Raw genomic sequence first — 16,521 nt, 5'->3', positions numbered from 1 at the left:
AACAGCTCATAAGGATGGCCAAGTTTTTGTATCTTTATTAACATTAAAGTGCTGAATCATGAAATTTGAAAACAATAAATCCGGAAACGGCGGAGTTCTTACTCTAAACAATGAAACAAAAGAGGTTGGAAGGCTTACGTATACTATTTTCCCTGAAGACCATAAACTAATCATTTCTTTTGTATTGGTTCACCCTGAATTTGAAGGCAGAGGAATGGGAAAATTTTTGGTAGAAGAGGCCCTGAAGTTTGCCAGAGAAAATAACTGGAAGGTATACCCTCACTGTTCTTATGCTAGGGCTGTCATGACAAGAATGAATGATGTGGAGGATATTTTTTTAAAGAGTTAAAACTTCCTTCACCAGAATTTCTTCAATATCATTCGGGTAGTCTACTTTCAGATGATGATCGGAAGCTACCCACTCCATAATTTCCTGAAGATTTAAAACTTTAGAATTCGGTATGCCCATTTTGTCTAAAGCACAGGCATTACATTCCTGCTCATACTGATTGTGAATAGGGATTACAAATAACTTTTTATCCATAAAAAGTGCTTCGGCAGGAGTTTCAAAACCCGCATTACACAGAATCCCCTCGCAACCTTCAAAATACTTCAGATACTGACTTTCGTCAATTGGAAAGACTTCAACATTTTTAATCCTTACCTGTACTTTACTGTATTTGGAAAAGACTTTCCATTCCACAGGAATTTTTCTTAAAACTTTAATGATATTTTCGTCTGCAAAACTAGGAAGATATACAACGTAATAGCCCTGTTTATAAGGATTAAGTTTTCTTATCTTTCCTCTGATAACAGGTTTTTTTATCTGAGGATGATAATTTTCAAAATGAAAACCGATCTTTCGCTCACTGGGAACGTAGTATTTTAAAATCATCTCTCCCAGAAAATCTTTCTTCAAGGGTTTGGGTGTTTCAGCAAAACTCATGGATGCCTGATGGCTGAGTTCTATCATTGGCAGTTTCTTCAGTTTAGAGGCCCAACCTGTCAGAGGTTCATAATCATTGATGATCAAATCATACTGTGAAAGCTCAAGTTCTTTTATCGTTTTTATAGCTTGAATAAATTTATTCTCTGTAAAAGTTTTCCGATAGGATAATCCCCCTGTTTTATTATAAAGCAGCGAAATGCCTTTATGTTGAAAATCAAGATCAAAATCAGCCTTTAATTGCGACTGATGTCCGCTAATCAATGTATCAACTGAAGCGTATTTTTTTAGGATTGGAATAATTTCCTGTGCTCTTGCCACATGCCCGTTTCCAGTTCCCTGAAATGCATACAAAACCTTCATTTAAGAAAAATTGGTTACTATTTTTAAAAGAGCGGAAGGATCCATGTCCTGAATTTCTTCCATTTCATCGTCTTTCAGCAAATGCTTATGATCATCATAATAGAAGATCGACCATTCTTTATCATTATATTCAAGAGCTGACAGGTTTTCAATCCAATCACCGGAATTAAGATAGGTACATGATCCTTTTTTATTGACAACCTCTCGGATTTGTGGCTGATGGATATGTCCACACACTACATAATCATATTGATTGTCAATGGCCAGTTCAGAAGCCGTAAGCTCAAAGTCCCCGATATATTTTACCGCTTTTTTTACATTGTTTTTGATTTTCTTTGAAAATGAATATTTTTCTCTACCCATTTTTTCCAAGAACCAATTGACAACATTATTGATAGCAATAAGGAGATCATATCCCTTTCCTCCGAGTTTAGCGATCCATTTAGAATGTTGGACTGAGGCATCGAAAACATCGCCATGAAATATCCATGTTTTTTTCTGGTCGATATTCAGGCAGATTTTATTACAGACTTTAAGTTTTCCGAGTTCGAAATCTGTGAATTTACGAAACATTTCATCGTGATTGCCTGTAATATAGTAGACATCTGTGTTTTTGGTAGCAAACGAAAGGATCTTTTTGATCACTTTCAAATGAGGTTTAGGGAAGTAAGACTTTTTGAACTGCCAGATATCAATAATATCCCCATTCAAAACTAAGGTTTTAGGATGGATAGAATTGAGGTATCTCAGCAATTCTTTAGCCTTACATCCATAAGTTCCCAAATGAACATCCGATATAACAACTAGTTCAATGTTTCTTTTCATAGTTTTATACAAAGAAACTAATTGAAAGTTAACTGTATATGAATGCTATATTATTTTTTATAAAGAGTTCATCAGCTCTTCTGTGATTTCCATATTGTGGTAAACGTTTTGTACGTCATCATCATCTTCGAAACGCTCAAGCATCTTCATATTAGCTTTGAACTGTTCTGCATTCACCTCTTTTGTATTATTTGGAATTCTTTGAAGTTCTGCGCTCTTCGCTTCAATGCCAAGCTCATCTAATTTGTGAGATAAAGAACCGAAATCTTCAAAAGCCGTTGTAATCATTACCTCATCTTCATCTTTTTCTACATCTTCAGCACCTCCATCAATCATTTCCATTTCAAAATCGTCCCAATCCATTTTGATTTGAGCTAAATCAATCGTGAAAATACCTTTTCTATCAAAGATAAATGCCAGCTCCCCATTTTTTCCAAGGTTACCATCAAATTTGTTGAAAATAGCTCTCACATTGGCTACGGTTCTTGTCGTATTGTTCGTAGTACATTCTACAAAAAAAGCAACACCACCTTGCCCGTATCCTTCATAAGTGATCTCTTCGTAGTTTTCAGCATCAGCACCACTTGCTTTCTTGATTGCTCTTTCTACGTTATCCTTAGGCATATTAGCCCCTTTTGCATTCTGGATACATCTTCTCAGCGCAGGATTGGCTTCAGGATCTGTTCCACCCGCTTTTACTGCCAATGCAATATCTTTTCCTATTTTAGAGAATGTTTTGGCCATCTTGTCCCATCTGGCCATTTTAGAAGCTTTTCTATATTCAAATGCTCTTCCCATTTTAATTTTTAATTTTCAACAAAATTACTCAAAAGTCAACAAAAAAAAAATACCTCCAAAGAATTGGAGGTATTCATTATTTAGAAAAATTAATTATTTTTTCTTTTTAGCTGGAGCTTTTTTAGCCGGAGCTTTTTTAGCACCTTTCTTAACCGCTTTTTTAGCTGGTTTAGCTACAGTTAAGTCATTTTTCTTGTAAGTATCCCACTCAGCACCTGAGATCGCTCTTACGATAACTTTTCTGTCTTTTTGTCTTTCAGCATCAGATGCAGTTGCAGGAACAGTAGCTTCCTGAGAACCGATACCAATAGATTTCAATGTTGCAGGGTTTACACCTCTAGCTTCTAAAGCACCTACTACAGAAGCAGCTCTTTCTTTAGAAAGTTTCAAGTTGTAAGCAGCAGCACCTTTAGCATCTGTCATACCTACTACTACGAAGTTTTCAGCGTCAGCTTCTTTGATGATCTTAGCAGCACTGTCTAATTTTTCGTTAGACTGAGGTCTGATCGTAGCTTTGTTGAAATCAAATAAGATATCTTTTAATTGTTCAGTTACTACTACAGCTGTTGGCTTCTTAGGAGCTGGACATCCGTTGTATTCAGGAAGACCTGGTACTGTAGGACATGCATCATCTTTATCTAAGATACCATCACCGTCAGTATCTGGCCAAGGACATCCGTTGTTTTCAGCAGGACCTGCTACTGTAGGACAAGCGTCATCTTTATCGATTACACCGTCACCGTCAGTATCTGGCCAAGGACAACCGTTGTTTTCAACTGGACCAGCAACATCTGGACATTGATCGTCTTTATCTGGAACACCATCTCCGTCTGTATCAGGACATCCCTGGAATTCTGGTAAACCTGGAGTATCTGGACAAAGGTCATCTTTATCTAGGATACCATCTTTATCTCTGTCTCTGTTTCCGAATCTAAATAAGATAGATGCAGAAGCTTGCCAGAAGTTAGCAACTGTAGAGTGATCACCTGGAGTTGATACATAGTCACCTTGGATACCAAGACCGAAGTTCTTAGTTACCCAGAAGTTAGCACCAGCACCTGTAGCTACAGTAAAGTGGTTAGCTTTACCATTTTCGTTACCATCCTTACCGTTACTAACAGTTTCGATATAGTTACCGTTAGCATCTACAGCGTTTCTTGGGAAAGTAAGTGCAGAATAGTCATGTCTTAAATAGTTAGCACCAACTCTTAAATATGGATCAAACCAAGATTCTTCGTTCCATAAAAGACCTGCAGCGTGAGCCTGGAAACCAAGACCTGTCATTAGGAAAAATTCTTTCCCCATGTTGAATTTTTTGTTTTCAACATTTCCAACAGAAGTTTGCCAGTCAATAACTAAACCTTTACCAATGTTTCTAGCAACTGTTAACTTAGACAATGGAGGTGTAATAGAGAAGTTGTTCACATTGAACATACTCTTTGTCAAATTGTTAGCAGAGAACGTATTACTAAAAGTACCTCTTGCTGCTATATGGTTTTCAGCGTGAGCACCAACCCCGATCAACCACGGATTGTTGGTAGTCTGCGCGAAAACAGTAGAGGCAACAGTAAGCGCCAATGCTGAAATTCCTAATTTTAGATTTTTCATAGAATTAAATGATTAAATAATTGATAATGCAAAATAAATATAATTTTTCTTTATATACAAAGTTTTTCAAATGATTTTTAACTTTTCTTTAATATTCTGTCCAGGTTACGTTTATTTTCTCTATCTTTTATCGTCTCCCTTTTATCGAAAAGTTTTTTCCCTCTACCAAGCGCTATCAGCACCTTTGCTTTCCCTCGATCAGTGATATATAATTTTAAAGGAATAATTGTGTTACCTGCATCCTTTAACTTTTTTTCAAGTTTTTGCAATTCTTTTTTGTGCAAGAGCAATTTCCGTTCCCTTTTTGTCTTGTGATTATAAAAAGTCCCCAATTTATACTCATCAATCATCATATTAATAATGTATAATTCCCCATCAATAAACTGACAGAACGATTCTGTGATGGATGCTTTAGATGAACGTAAAGATTTTATCTCTGTACCCGTCAAAACCATGCCGGCTTCAAATTCTTCAAGAATTTCATATTCAAAGCGGGCTCTTTTATTTAATATACTAACTGTTTTTTCAATCTTCATCATTTTAAAATTTCGTTAATGAAATATATAAAAAATACCATACGTTTAAAAACTTGACTATTATATTATTACAAATTACCCAAATTCTTTTCGTATTTTTGCGCCAAATTTACAAAACTATATGTTAACAGTATCTAACTTATCTTTACAATTCGGGAAAAGAGTTCTTTTTGACGAGGTAAATATTATGTTTACCAAAGGAAACTGCTACGGAATCATCGGAGCAAACGGTGCAGGAAAGTCTACATTCCTTAAAATATTAACAGGAAAGCAGGATCCGACAACAGGAAACGTATCTCTGGAGCCAGGGAAAAGAATGTCAGTTTTGGAGCAGGATCACTTTGCTTATGATCAGTTTACTGTTCTTGAAGCTGTTTTGAGAGGTAATAAAAAATTATACGAGATAAAAGAGGAAATGGATGCGTTATACGCAAAAGAAGATTTCTCTGATGAAGACGGAATTAAGGCTGGTGAACTAGGTGTAATCTATGATGAAATGGGAGGCTGGACTGCAGAATCTGATGCACAGACTATGCTTTCTAACGTAGGTGTAAAAGATGATATGCACTGGCAGATGATGAGTGAACTTGAGAACAAGGACAAAGTAAAGGTTCTTTTAGCTCAGGCACTTTTTGGAAATCCTGATGTATTGATTCTGGATGAACCTACGAATGACCTTGACATTGACACGATCTCTTGGTTGGAAGATTTCCTTGCAGACTATGAAAACACGGTAATCGTGGTTTCTCACGACCGTCACTTCCTTGATACGGTTTGTACGCATATCGGAGATTTAGATTATGCTAAACTTAACCTTTATACCGGTAACTACTCGTTCTGGTACCAGGCATCTCAGCTGGCAACAAGACAAAGAGCTCAGGCCAATAAGAAAGCTGAAGAAAAGAAAAAAGAACTTCAGGATTTCATTGCCCGATTCAGTTCTAACGTAGCTAAGGCAAAACAGGCTACTGCAAGAAAGAAGATGATCGACAAATTAAATATTGACGACATCAAGCCATCTTCAAGAAGGTACCCAGCTATCATTTTTGAAATGGAAAGAGAAGCCGGAGATCAGATTCTTGACGTAAAAGATCTTGAGAAAACAAAGGATGGTGAACTCTTATTCTCCAACATTGATTTAAATCTTAAGAAAGGTGATAAAGTAGCTGTTCTTTCCAAAAACTCTTTAGCTATTACAGAGTTCTTCGAAATATTAGCAGGAAATGTGGAAGCTGACAAAGGAACAGTTGCATGGGGCGTTACCACAAACCAGTCTCACATGCCTTTAGACAATACAAAATTCTTCCAGGAAGATCAAAGCTTAGTAGATTGGTTAAGACAATTCACAAAGAATGATGAAGAGCGTCACGAAGAATTCGTAAGAGGATTTTTAGGAAGAATGCTTTTCTCAGGTGATGAAGCTTTAAAATCTTGTAAGGTACTTTCCGGAGGAGAAAAAATGAGATGTATGTTCAGTAGAATGATGCTTCAGAAAGCAAACGTTCTTCTATTGGATGAACCTACCAACCACCTGGATCTTGAAAGTATTACTACTTTGAACAACTCATTATCAAACTTCAAAGGAAATCTTTTATTGGCATCTCATGACCACGAAATGCTTTCAACAGTCTGTAACAGAATCATTGAATTGACTCCGTCTGGAATTATCGACAGAGAGATGACTTATGATGAATATCTTGCTGACAAAAAAGTAAAAGAATTAAGAGAGAAAATGTATTCTTAATCTGATACTCTACCAAAGTATATCAATAAAAACACCTCAAGGCAATGCTTTGAGGTGTTTTCGTTATAAACAATAAATAAAATAATTATCTTGTAAGCTTTGAAGTGGGAAGGCTAACAGTTCCCGGATCTTTCCATAATCCGTCTTTTTCAGCTCTTTTCTTGATCGCCTGAGCTCTTTTTTCACTATCCGGATGGGAGTTAAACATCTTTTCAAAACTGGACTGTGTACTTCCTTCTGAAAGTAAAGCCAATTTTTTAAAGGCAGTATAAGCTCCCACTACATCATATTTATTCGCTTTCATGAAATCATATGAATAGGTATCAGCTTCTGATTCTTGTTTTTTACTGTGAGAAGCATCTACAAATGCATTAGCCATTTTTCCGATCTGACTGTCATTAAGAGTAGCTATAGCTGATGAAGCTGATGAAGCAGCGTCTAAAGCAGCTGCCTTCAAATAAGCAGATTTCATCGCATCTTTGGTGTCCTGATTTTTAACGTGTCCTATTTCATGACCTATTACAGCCAGTAATTCATTATCCGTCATCACATCCATCAGGGAAGAAAATACCCGTACACTTCCGTCTGCACAGGCAAAAGCATTGATATCCTTAACCTTATATACTTTATAATTCAGATTCAGCCCGTCCTGAGATTTATGCTGTCCAAACAATTTGTTCAGTCTTACGGTATAAGGGTCTTTTGGGCCTGCTACAGTATTATTTTTATCCATCCAATCTACTGATTCTTTGGATAATTTGATAGCATCTTCATTGGTAAAGGTTAAAGCTTTTGCACCATTAGAAACAATTCCTGCAGCTTTACCAAGATTGATTTTTTGTGCATTAATTGAATTCATTGCCCCTAAGAATATCAGGCAAACTATAATTTTTTTCATAATCATTTTTTAATTTGGAGCACGAAGATAGCCCTTTTTTAACAATTATTAAGTCAAAACTTAGCTTCTGTTCTTTTCAGAATGCTATTTTTTTTCCCTATTTTTGTGAAATGAGTCAAAAATGGATTTACAAGCCCGAACCCGATGAGGAAGTTGTAGACAGACTAAGTTCGTCACTTGGTTTTGGTACTTTTGAATCTAAACTTCTCGTTCTAAGAGGAATTGACAATTATCAAAAGGCCAGAGAATTCTTCAAGCCGAATCTTACCGATATACACAGCCCATTTTTAATGGCAGATATGCAAAAAGCTGTAGAGCGTATTGCTACTGCAATTGAAAATGGTGAAAAAATACTGGTTTACGGTGACTATGATGTGGACGGAACCACGGCCGTTGCTCTGATGTATCTTTATCTCAGCAAAATTGTTGAGAAAAAATATTTAGACTATTATATTCCGGACAGAAACTCCGAAGGATATGGAATTTCTACTGAAGGTATTGATTTTGCCAAAGAGAATGGTTATTCACTCATTATTGCTCTGGACTGCGGAATCAAGGCACTTGATATGATCAGCTATGCCAGTAGTCTGGATATAGATTTTATTATTTGCGACCATCATCTTCCAGGCGAAGAAATTCCAAATGCTATTGCAGTACTTGATCCTAAAAGAAGTGACTGCAGATATCCTTTTAAAGAACTTTCAGGATGTGGTGTGGGCTTTAAACTTTGCCAGGGATTAAACACGATATACAAGCTTCCTGAAGCTGAATTATTTGAGCTTACAGATCTTCTTGCGATTTCTATTGCCGCAGATATTGTTTCTATGACAGGAGAAAACAGGGTTTTGGCAAAAATGGGATTAAAGGTTCTCAGAAAGACAAGAAATCTTGGATTAAGATTACTGATTCCTGAAGATAAGCTTTCTCATTTTGAAATTTCAAATATCGTATTTGAAATAGCCCCAAAAATCAATGCTGCAGGACGGATTTCACATGGTAAAGCAGCAGTTGAACTTATGGTTTCCGACAACCTGAAACACGCGAATCAGATTGTTAATGATATCATGGGTCTCAACGATGAAAGACGTGAGCTGGACATGAATTCTACGCTTTCTGCCCTGAATCAGATTATAGAATCCCAGCAGGAAACAAAACATACTACAATTGTCTACCATCCTGAATGGAATAAGGGAGTAATCGGTATTGTTGCATCCAGACTTATTGAAACGTATTATAAACCTACGCTGGTCTTTACGGATGGAAATAATGGTGAAATGGTGGCTTCTGCAAGATCTGTTTCTGACTTTGATGTCCATGAAGCCCTTGACCTGTGCTCGGAATACTTTTTGAAATTCGGAGGACATCATGCTGCTGCCGGACTTTCAATGGAGAAAAGCAAATTTGATGCATTTAAGGTAAAGTTTGAGCAGATTGTTTCTGAAAAAATTAGGGAACATCAGAAAGAACCTTCTATATCTATTGATACTGAAATCACAGTTGACGAAATCAACAGGGAGTTTATCAATTTCCACAGAAAACTGGCCCCTTTTGGGCCCCACAATATGAAACCTATTTTCACATTGACCAATCAGAAACTTTCCGGATATGTAAAAACAATGGGTAAAGATAACAATCACCTGAAGTTCTACATCAAACAGGAATCTACAGGACGCAATATTGAATGTGTAGGCTTCAAACTTGGACAATTTGTTGAAGATTTTAAAAATAAAAATTTCGACCTTGCATTTACGTTGGAAGAAAACCATTGGAAAGGCAATGTCACTCATTATCTCAATATTAAGGATGTGAAATTCAGGGATTAACTAGTGCCCCCTGTTATCATCATCTGCTTGCTAAACAAATGAAAAAAGTCGGTTTATTTTTCGGATCTTTTAATCCAATCCATATTGGACATCTTATTTTGGCTAATTATATTCTGGAAAATTCTGATATGGATGAGCTTTGGTTTATAGTCAGTCCACAAAACCCTTTCAAAGACAAAAAATCTTTACTGAAAGACCACAACAGACTGGACATGGTACAGCTTGCGGTAAAGAATTACCCGAATATGAGGGCTTCCAACGTAGAATTTTCTCTACCCAAGCCAAGCTATACTATTGACACCCTCACCTATCTTCATGAAAGGCACCCGGATTATTCTTTCAGTCTTATTATGGGTGAAGATAATCTGGAAAGTCTTCACAAATGGAAGAATTCTGATATGCTTATCAAAAATCATCACATTATTGTTTATCCAAGAGTGTTCGAAGATGAGAAAAAACATTCTGAATATTTACAGCATGAAAATATTTCTCTGATAAAAGCTCCTGTCATAGAATTGTCTGCGACAGAGATCCGTACTATGATTAAAGAAGGAAAGAATGTGAGACCGATGCTTCCCCCTGAAGTTTTTGAATATCTGGACGGAAGCAATTTCTATCACTAAGAGGCATGAGAAATGTTATCCGTTTATTTTTTCTGGTACTTGTACAATGTCATACCTTTACATTTCCTAAAGCTATGAACAAGGAAAGTAACTCATAGAAACACAGGACAGGCTCACATGCTATAACCAATGAAAATACAAAGTACTGTTTGAAAAGAATTATAAAAATTATTTTATCACATCCATGGACACGTATGACCTCTAAAGGCTATCCAGTCTAAAGCAAGATATCCGTAGCCATAACATAACGTTAATTATGAACTTCATCGAAAAATTTTTCTCAAAATATTCTCAGGAAAAAATCATTAAGTGGTTTAAACAGATCTGCGTAGCAGAAGCAATTACCTGTTTTCTTTTGTACGGGGTTGCGATGATCTGGAAAAGATATGACGATGAAGGTCTTCTTCCTACTATTTTCATTATTATTGTGGGAAATATCCACGGATTATTTTTTAGTCTTTATCTCTTATTTTGTCTGCCTGTAAGAAAAATATTTAAGTGGGATGATGAAGACTTTGTGTTCGCATTATTAGCCGCTTTTTTCCCTTTTGCAACTATTTGGGTAGATAAAAAACTAGCCCGATTCGATAGAGAATAACATTTTTTTTCATAAAATTTCATTTTTTACTGTAACAAAATTATTGTTACAGTTGTCTTATTATACAGAAAGGTAAAGCAATCATTTTTTTTGAATAAATTTTAACTACTGGAAATCAACGTTTTAAATTCATTTAAAAATATTTTCAAGTACTTTGTATTGCATGATACTAAATTTATTATATATCTTTGCAATGTAAAATAACAAACGATACAAGCTATTAAACTAAAAATAATAATCATGAAAACTCAAATTCTCATTGCAGCCCTACTTTTCAGCGGACTGATCACAGCCCAGCAGAAAAAAGACAGCTTGAAAGTAAATACTATTGAGGCAGTCAATATCAAGAAACAGGTTTTCAAAAAACAAGGTGACCGCCTGATTTATGATGTAGCATCCTCACCTATTGCCAAGGGAACCAATACATTCAACCTTTTGAAGCAAACTCCAATGATATCCAGTGTGGATGGAAAAACATTGAAGATTCTGGGAAAATCTGATGCTGTCATCTACATCAACAATAAGAAAACAAATATGGATGCTGAGGCATTGATTGAAATGCTAAAGTCCACTCCATCAGAAGATATTCAGAAAATTGAGGTCATTACCGTTCCGGGAAGTGAATTTCAGGTAGAATCTAAGGAAGGCGTTATTAATATTGTTATGAAAAAAAGCAAAAATAACGGCTATAATGGTACTCTGAAAATGCAGAATGAACAGGCTCATTATAACAATCCTTCTGCTGGAGCGTCTTTCAACTTCAGACAGGGAAAGTGGTCGGGAAATTCTAATTTCAGAACGGGAAGCTGGACTGAAAGACAAAGATATACATTGTCTAATGGTGATTCAACTTTCAAAAATGAGTCTTATGGATCTAATGATGACCCCAACAAAACAGTAGGAGGAGGTTTCAATCTTGATTATGAAATCAGTAAGAGACAAAGTATCGGATTTTCTTATAATATGAGATACAACAAAAGTTTCAATTCTATTCTGGATATTACCAACTTCCAAAATGGGATTTTAACAAACAGAACTGTAAATAATGAAGATGCACAGACCAGAAATCATTCTTTCAATTTAAATTATGAAATAAAGACAGATTCACTGGGCAGTAAGCTTACTTCTAATGTTTCCTACTTATGGTTCAACAGGGATAAAGTAAGTTTCAACGAAACTTTTCCTTTAAACAATGTAAAAGGTAATGATTATTCTGCCCTGCATCAGTCTGTACCCCAGATTATCAACAACTATGCGGCTAATATAGATTATCTGAAAAAGACTTCCAAAGGTGAAACATGGCTGATGGGGATTAGCTACAACCGAACCAACACTGATAATGATACGAAACAGGATAAATTTGAGGATAAAAATTTTGTAATAGATACTGCTCAGACGAACCATTTCATTTATAAAGAAAATATTCTGGGAATCTACCTAAACTACGAAAGAAAGCTGACAGAAAAGTTATTCGGAAAAATCGGAGCCCGTTATGAAATGACCAGAAGCACGGGAGATATCGTAGACAAAACCGGTTTTGAAAGAAATTATAATAACCTGCTGCCATATCTTAATTTAAATTATGCAATCAGCTCAGACCATAACCTTAGCTATACTTTCTCCAGCAGAATCCGAAGACCAAGATTTTGGGAACTGAACCCTTCCAGAACATACTTCACGCCAACCAATTATACACAGAACAATCCTTTTATACTGGCATCCAAATTTTATAATCAGGAACTGAACTATATGTATAAAAATGCATTCTATGCCAATCTGAGTTTTAATATGGTAGAAGATGCCGCCGCTTCTGATATGCTTCCTTTACAGGGAACTGTAACTGCTCCTGTAAAAGATGATAAAGGAAATTATATATATGATCCAGAAGGGAATAAAATCATGCAAACAACAAGATTCCTGAGATATATAAGAACCAATTATGGAAGTAACAGAGAACTTAGCTTAACTCTGGGAATGAACAAATCCTGGTTCAAAGACATCTGGACAACGAACTATTCTGTGAACCTGGGGTATGTAACCTTCAAAGGGGCAGTGTTGGAAGATCCTACTTCCAGACCTGGACCGGATGAAACGGAAGTAGTAGATCCTTATATCATTGACATTAAAAACTATAATATGTCTGCTACATTTAATAACACAATCAGGCTTTCCTCTAAAAAGGACTGGTTCTTAGGTGTTAATTACTTTTTTGCAAGCCAGACAGCCATGGAAGGTGGTATGATAGGAGCCAGACAGAGTTTTGACATCACTCTCAAAAAAATTATAGGCGACTGGACGGTTGTAGCAGAAGTTTACGACTTGTTTAATCAAAGCTTTTACAGTGTTAAAGGAGTACAGCCTAACGGAAAATTTAATAATATAACCAACTTCAACTATCCAAGATTACTAAATATCGGAGTTACCTATAATTTCGGAAATCAGAAACTGAAAAAAGCAAGGGAAATGAAATCAGCTAATGACGCTGTAAAATCAAGAACCTAATTTTTAAAGCCTCATATCACTTCACCACTCTTAAAAAAACAAACATGAAACGTATACTTTTGTCCATTGTAATCATATTCGGAACCTGCGCAGCAGCTCAGGAAAAGAAATCTGACACTGTAAAAACCAAAAGCATAGAAGGCATTACGCTTACGAAGCAGGTTTTCAAAAAGCAAAGCGACCGTTTTGTATATGATGTAGCAGCGTCTCCTGTAGCTAAAGGTAATACTACTTTTGATCTTCTAAAGCAGACTCCATTATTATCATCAACAGACGATAAAACATTAAAAATTGCAGGAAAAAATAATGCAATTATCTATATCAACGGAAGAAAAACGAATATGGATGCTGATTCTCTGGTTCAGTTTCTTAAAAATACTCCGGCAGAAAATATTCAGAAAATTGAAGTTATTACGGTTCCCGGAAGCGAGTTTCAGGTAGAATCTTCGGATGGGATCATCAATATCATTTTAAAGAAAAAGATGAGTGATGGCCTTAACGGAAATATGAGAATGTCTAATACTCAGAATAAATACAATGCAAGCCAGGCCAGCTTCTCTGCTAACTACAGAAAGGATAAACTGGGAATAAGCGCGAATGTAAGCGGCGGGGAAAATATTGAGCCACAAACTTATATTTTAAGAAACGGTACTGCAACTACCTCTAATGAATCTAAAGGTAACGTTGATGATCCGAATAAAAATATTGGCGGTTATCTGAATATCGATTATCAGATAAATGATAAAAGCAATCTTGCATTGTCCTATAATACATGGACCAATAAAAGCGATAACTCAACCGTAGATTTGTTTAATACGATCAGGACTGAAAAGGAAACAAAATATACCTGGTCCAAAAATAGAGAGAATACACGATCATACAATAATTCCCTGAATTTAAATTATGAATTAAAAACAGACTCTTTAGGCAGCAAACTGAATCTGAACGCAGCCTATCTTAACTACAGAAGGTTCCAGAATATTGACAATCAGACTTTTCTTTCAGATGTAAACATGGACGTAAAAAAAGGGACTATGCAGGTTTTACAAAGTCTCCCCCAGATCATTAATAATTTCTCCGGTATGGTGGATTATATTCAAAAGTTCAAAAATGATCTGACAGTTTCAGTAGGTGGAAATTATAATAAAACGAAAACAGATAACGATTCGAAAAATATTACTTATTCTTATGATCCTCTGTTGGCTCCTGATCCAAGGCCCAATCATTTTATCTATGATGAAAATATCTACGGTGCTTATGTAACCATAGAAAAGAAATTATCTGATAAAATTTCAGGAAAAGTTGGGGCCCGATATGAGATCACCAATAGTCTTGGAACTTCTGATAATGCACCTACGGAGGCACTTAAAAAGATTGAAAGAAATTATAATAATCTACTGCCCTATCTAAGTTTTAATTATGCTGTCAATGATAAGAACAATATCTCTTATTCCTTTTCAAGCAGAATGAGAAGGCCAAGCTTCTGGGAGCTGAATCCGGTAAGAAATATTCTGACTGAAGCCAATTATACACAAAACAACCCTTTCGTAAAGGCTTCTTCAACTTATAATCAGGAGCTTACTTATATGTACAAAAATTCATACTTCCTGATTTTAAATCATTCTTATATTCAGGATGCTATCACACAGGTTCCGTTACAGGGATATCCGGTATCGCCTGATGGTAAAGTAGGAGAAAATCCGGTATTAAGATATATCAGAACCAATTTTGGTAATAAGCAGGAAATGTCTGCAATGGTAGGTCTTCAGAAATCATTTTTCAAACAATACTGGACGACCAATTTCAATATCGGAGTCCAGCACAATATCAATAATGGAAGCCTTGACACGGATCCTACTACAGGCGATAAGTTCAGAAATGAGAAGGGGGAAGATATTGTTTATACCAATAAAACAAAATCTACCAGTCTTTTGATCCAGACCAATAATACCATTCGTCTTGATAAGAAGAAAAGCTGGTTCTTTGGGATCAATTATTTCTTTGTAGACAAACAGCAGATTGAGCTTGGAACATTGAAAAGCTTAATGAGCTTAGACCTCAGCATCAAAAAGATGTGGAACGACTGGACTTTTGCGATCAATGCCAATGATATTTTAAATACCAATATCATCAAAATAGAAGATCAGCAGGATAACGGAAATTATAATTATATCCACCAAAACCGTTACAACAGAAATGTAATGATAAGCATGACCTACAACTTCGGAAACCAAAAGGTAAAAAAAGTGAGAGATATTGAAGGAGCATCTGACTCCATCAAAAACAGAACAAGATAAAAGTTATCATTCTTCATATTTAATTATTTTTATTACAAACCCGTTGATTGTTCAGCGGGTTTTTTATCTTTAATATCTATGAAAAAAAAAATATTTCTCACTTTTGTGTTTGCGAGCCTCTTTTTTCTATCCACAGCCTGTAAAGAGAAAAAGGTAAGCCTTGGCAATACTATCAGCTTTGATAAGGAAGAGAACATCCGTTATGGCAATGCTCCTGAGCAGAGTATGGACCTTTATATACCTCATCAAAAATCTGATAATAACAGAAATGTATTTATCATTATTCATGGCGGCGGCTGGCGTGGCGGAAACAAATCTCAACTCACCTTATTCACGCTTAGTATGATGCAGAGGTTTCCTGATGATATTTTTGTCAATATGAATTACAGACTGGCTTCCACTACTCAATACGCCATTCCAAATCAGATGATTGATATCCAAAGTGCCATAGCTTTTATCGAAAGGAAGCTGAATTACAACCCCCGGTTGATTCTTCTGGGAAATAGTGCGGGCGGACATCTTTCTATGATGTATGCTTATCATTTTGATGCAGATAAAAAGGTAAAAGCAGTGATCAATATTGTAGGCCCTTCTGATCTTTCAGATCCCGGCTTTGCAACATATGAAGATTATCCTTTTGTGGAAAAGCATCTGATTGATCCTAATATACTTCCTTCAGAGACCTCAGCTATTGATTTTGGAAGTCCGGTACACTGGATAACCAAAACCTCACCCCCTACTCTCTCTTATTATGGAAAAACGGACCGCGTTATCCCTCTTACACAGGAAAAAATATTAGATTCAGCGTTAGTTAATAATAATGTGATGCATGAATCATATGAGTTTAACGGAGGTCATCTGGATTGGGACAAAATTCCAAATAGAAAATTTCTGATAGACCAAATTGAAAAATTCATCCAACGTATTGATAAAAAATAACACGCCTTAATTCGTTAAAGC

The 16,521-nt window shown here is 35.9% G+C and carries 14 protein-coding genes; 8 read left to right on the top strand and 6 right to left on the bottom strand.

Annotation, left to right across the window (positions count from 1 at the left end; genetic code table 11):
* The first annotated feature begins 58 nt into the window (after window positions 1-58).
* The gene (locus AC27VX_RS03425) at window positions 59-349 is read left to right on the top strand and encodes a GNAT family N-acetyltransferase (RefSeq protein ID WP_488693844.1); all 291 of its coding nucleotides are present in this window, start codon (window positions 59-61) and stop codon (window positions 347-349) included.
* On the opposite strand, the gene AC27VX_RS03420 is transcribed toward AC27VX_RS03425, so the two are convergent.
* From AC27VX_RS03420 to smpB, 5 genes are all read right to left on the bottom strand, one after another.
* On the bottom strand, window positions 338-1,309 hold the full coding sequence (locus AC27VX_RS03420; RefSeq protein WP_236857172.1) for a glycosyltransferase family protein: 972 nt from the start codon (window positions 1,307-1,309) through the stop codon (window positions 338-340). The two genes, AC27VX_RS03425 and AC27VX_RS03420, sit on opposite strands and share 12 nt — an antisense overlap.
* Window positions 1,310-2,134, bottom strand: a complete 825-nt coding sequence (locus tag AC27VX_RS03415) for a UDP-2,3-diacylglucosamine diphosphatase (protein WP_488693842.1) — start codon at window positions 2,132-2,134, stop codon at window positions 1,310-1,312.
* A 57-nt stretch (window positions 2,135-2,191) separates the two neighbouring features.
* A complete protein-coding gene (locus AC27VX_RS03410; RefSeq protein WP_236857170.1) occupies window positions 2,192-2,932 on the bottom strand; it encodes a YebC/PmpR family DNA-binding transcriptional regulator in 741 nt (246 codons plus the stop codon).
* Between the two features lie 93 nt (window positions 2,933-3,025).
* Window positions 3,026-4,540, bottom strand: coding sequence for an OmpA family protein (locus AC27VX_RS03405; protein ID WP_236857169.1), 1,515 nt, complete (start codon window positions 4,538-4,540; stop codon window positions 3,026-3,028).
* Window positions 4,541-4,617: 77 nt separating this feature from the next.
* Complete coding sequence (gene smpB, locus AC27VX_RS03400) at window positions 4,618-5,076, bottom strand: SsrA-binding protein SmpB (protein WP_236859461.1); 459 nt, start codon at window positions 5,074-5,076, stop codon at window positions 4,618-4,620.
* A 121-nt stretch (window positions 5,077-5,197) separates the two neighbouring features.
* Here smpB and AC27VX_RS03395 point away from each other — a divergent pair, with 121 nt between their 5' ends.
* The gene (locus AC27VX_RS03395) at window positions 5,198-6,820 is read left to right on the top strand and encodes an ABC-F family ATP-binding cassette domain-containing protein (protein WP_236857168.1); all 1,623 of its coding nucleotides are present in this window, start codon (window positions 5,198-5,200) and stop codon (window positions 6,818-6,820) included.
* Window positions 6,821-6,905: 85 nt separating this feature from the next.
* On the opposite strand, the gene AC27VX_RS03390 is transcribed toward AC27VX_RS03395, so the two are convergent.
* A complete protein-coding gene (locus AC27VX_RS03390; protein ID WP_488693839.1) occupies window positions 6,906-7,718 on the bottom strand; it encodes a M48 family metallopeptidase in 813 nt (270 codons plus the stop codon).
* Window positions 7,719-7,828: 110 nt separating this feature from the next.
* On the opposite strand from AC27VX_RS03390, the gene recJ reads away from it, so the two are divergent.
* The 6 genes from recJ to AC27VX_RS03360 all read left to right on the top strand — a co-directional run bounded on the left by recJ (window position 7,829) and on the right by AC27VX_RS03360 (window position 16,500).
* Complete coding sequence (gene recJ, locus AC27VX_RS03385; RefSeq protein WP_236857166.1) at window positions 7,829-9,541, top strand: single-stranded-DNA-specific exonuclease RecJ; 1,713 nt, start codon at window positions 7,829-7,831, stop codon at window positions 9,539-9,541.
* A gap of 38 nt (window positions 9,542-9,579) precedes the next feature.
* Window positions 9,580-10,164 carry a nicotinate (nicotinamide) nucleotide adenylyltransferase gene (gene nadD / locus AC27VX_RS03380; protein ID WP_488693837.1) on the top strand — a complete coding sequence of 195 codons (585 nt, stop codon included), beginning with the start codon at window positions 9,580-9,582 and terminating at the stop codon, window positions 10,162-10,164.
* Between the two features lie 256 nt (window positions 10,165-10,420).
* Window positions 10,421-10,762, top strand: coding sequence for a DUF3817 domain-containing protein (locus tag AC27VX_RS03375; RefSeq protein ID WP_236857164.1), 342 nt, complete (start codon window positions 10,421-10,423; stop codon window positions 10,760-10,762).
* 240 nt (window positions 10,763-11,002) lie between these two features.
* Window positions 11,003-13,264, top strand: a complete 2,262-nt coding sequence (locus tag AC27VX_RS03370; protein ID WP_300688572.1) for an outer membrane beta-barrel family protein — start codon at window positions 11,003-11,005, stop codon at window positions 13,262-13,264.
* Window positions 13,265-13,308: 44 nt separating this feature from the next.
* Window positions 13,309-15,561, top strand: a complete 2,253-nt coding sequence (locus tag AC27VX_RS03365) for a TonB-dependent receptor domain-containing protein (RefSeq protein WP_488693834.1) — start codon at window positions 13,309-13,311, stop codon at window positions 15,559-15,561.
* A 78-nt stretch (window positions 15,562-15,639) separates the two neighbouring features.
* Entirely contained in the window at window positions 15,640-16,500 is an 861-nt protein-coding gene (locus tag AC27VX_RS03360; RefSeq protein ID WP_236857161.1) for an alpha/beta hydrolase, read from the top strand.
* The last annotated feature ends 21 nt before the right edge of the window (window positions 16,501-16,521 follow it).

The sequence above is a fragment of the Chryseobacterium sp. 14P4.3.2 genome (genome assembly GCF_057799275.1).
Note: the sequence above shows the minus strand (reverse complement) of the source record. Positions and strands in the feature narration are given on the sequence as shown.

Excerpts from the sequence above, each read along its gene's own strand:
- AC27VX_RS03425 (WP_488693844.1), top strand. The coding sequence starts at position 59 with ATGAAATTTGAAAACAATAAATCCGGAAACGGCGGAGTTCTTACTCTA.
- AC27VX_RS03420 (WP_236857172.1), bottom strand. The coding sequence starts at position 1,309 with ATGAAGGTTTTGTATGCATTTCAGGGAACTGGAAACGGGCATGTGGCA.
- AC27VX_RS03415 (WP_488693842.1), bottom strand. The coding sequence starts at position 2,134 with ATGAAAAGAAACATTGAACTAGTTGTTATATCGGATGTTCATTTGGGA.
- AC27VX_RS03410 (WP_236857170.1), bottom strand. The coding sequence starts at position 2,932 with ATGGGAAGAGCATTTGAATATAGAAAAGCTTCTAAAATGGCCAGATGG.
- AC27VX_RS03405 (WP_236857169.1), bottom strand. The coding sequence starts at position 4,540 with ATGAAAAATCTAAAATTAGGAATTTCAGCATTGGCGCTTACTGTTGCC.
- smpB (WP_236859461.1), bottom strand. The coding sequence starts at position 5,076 with ATGAAGATTGAAAAAACAGTTAGTATATTAAATAAAAGAGCCCGCTTT.
- AC27VX_RS03395 (WP_236857168.1), top strand. The coding sequence starts at position 5,198 with ATGTTAACAGTATCTAACTTATCTTTACAATTCGGGAAAAGAGTTCTT.
- AC27VX_RS03390 (WP_488693839.1), bottom strand. The coding sequence starts at position 7,718 with ATGAAAAAAATTATAGTTTGCCTGATATTCTTAGGGGCAATGAATTCA.
- recJ (WP_236857166.1), top strand. The coding sequence starts at position 7,829 with ATGAGTCAAAAATGGATTTACAAGCCCGAACCCGATGAGGAAGTTGTA.
- nadD (WP_488693837.1), top strand. The coding sequence starts at position 9,580 with ATGAAAAAAGTCGGTTTATTTTTCGGATCTTTTAATCCAATCCATATT.
- AC27VX_RS03375 (WP_236857164.1), top strand. The coding sequence starts at position 10,421 with ATGAACTTCATCGAAAAATTTTTCTCAAAATATTCTCAGGAAAAAATC.
- AC27VX_RS03370 (WP_300688572.1), top strand. The coding sequence starts at position 11,003 with ATGAAAACTCAAATTCTCATTGCAGCCCTACTTTTCAGCGGACTGATC.
- AC27VX_RS03365 (WP_488693834.1), top strand. The coding sequence starts at position 13,309 with ATGAAACGTATACTTTTGTCCATTGTAATCATATTCGGAACCTGCGCA.
- AC27VX_RS03360 (WP_236857161.1), top strand. The coding sequence starts at position 15,640 with ATGAAAAAAAAAATATTTCTCACTTTTGTGTTTGCGAGCCTCTTTTTT.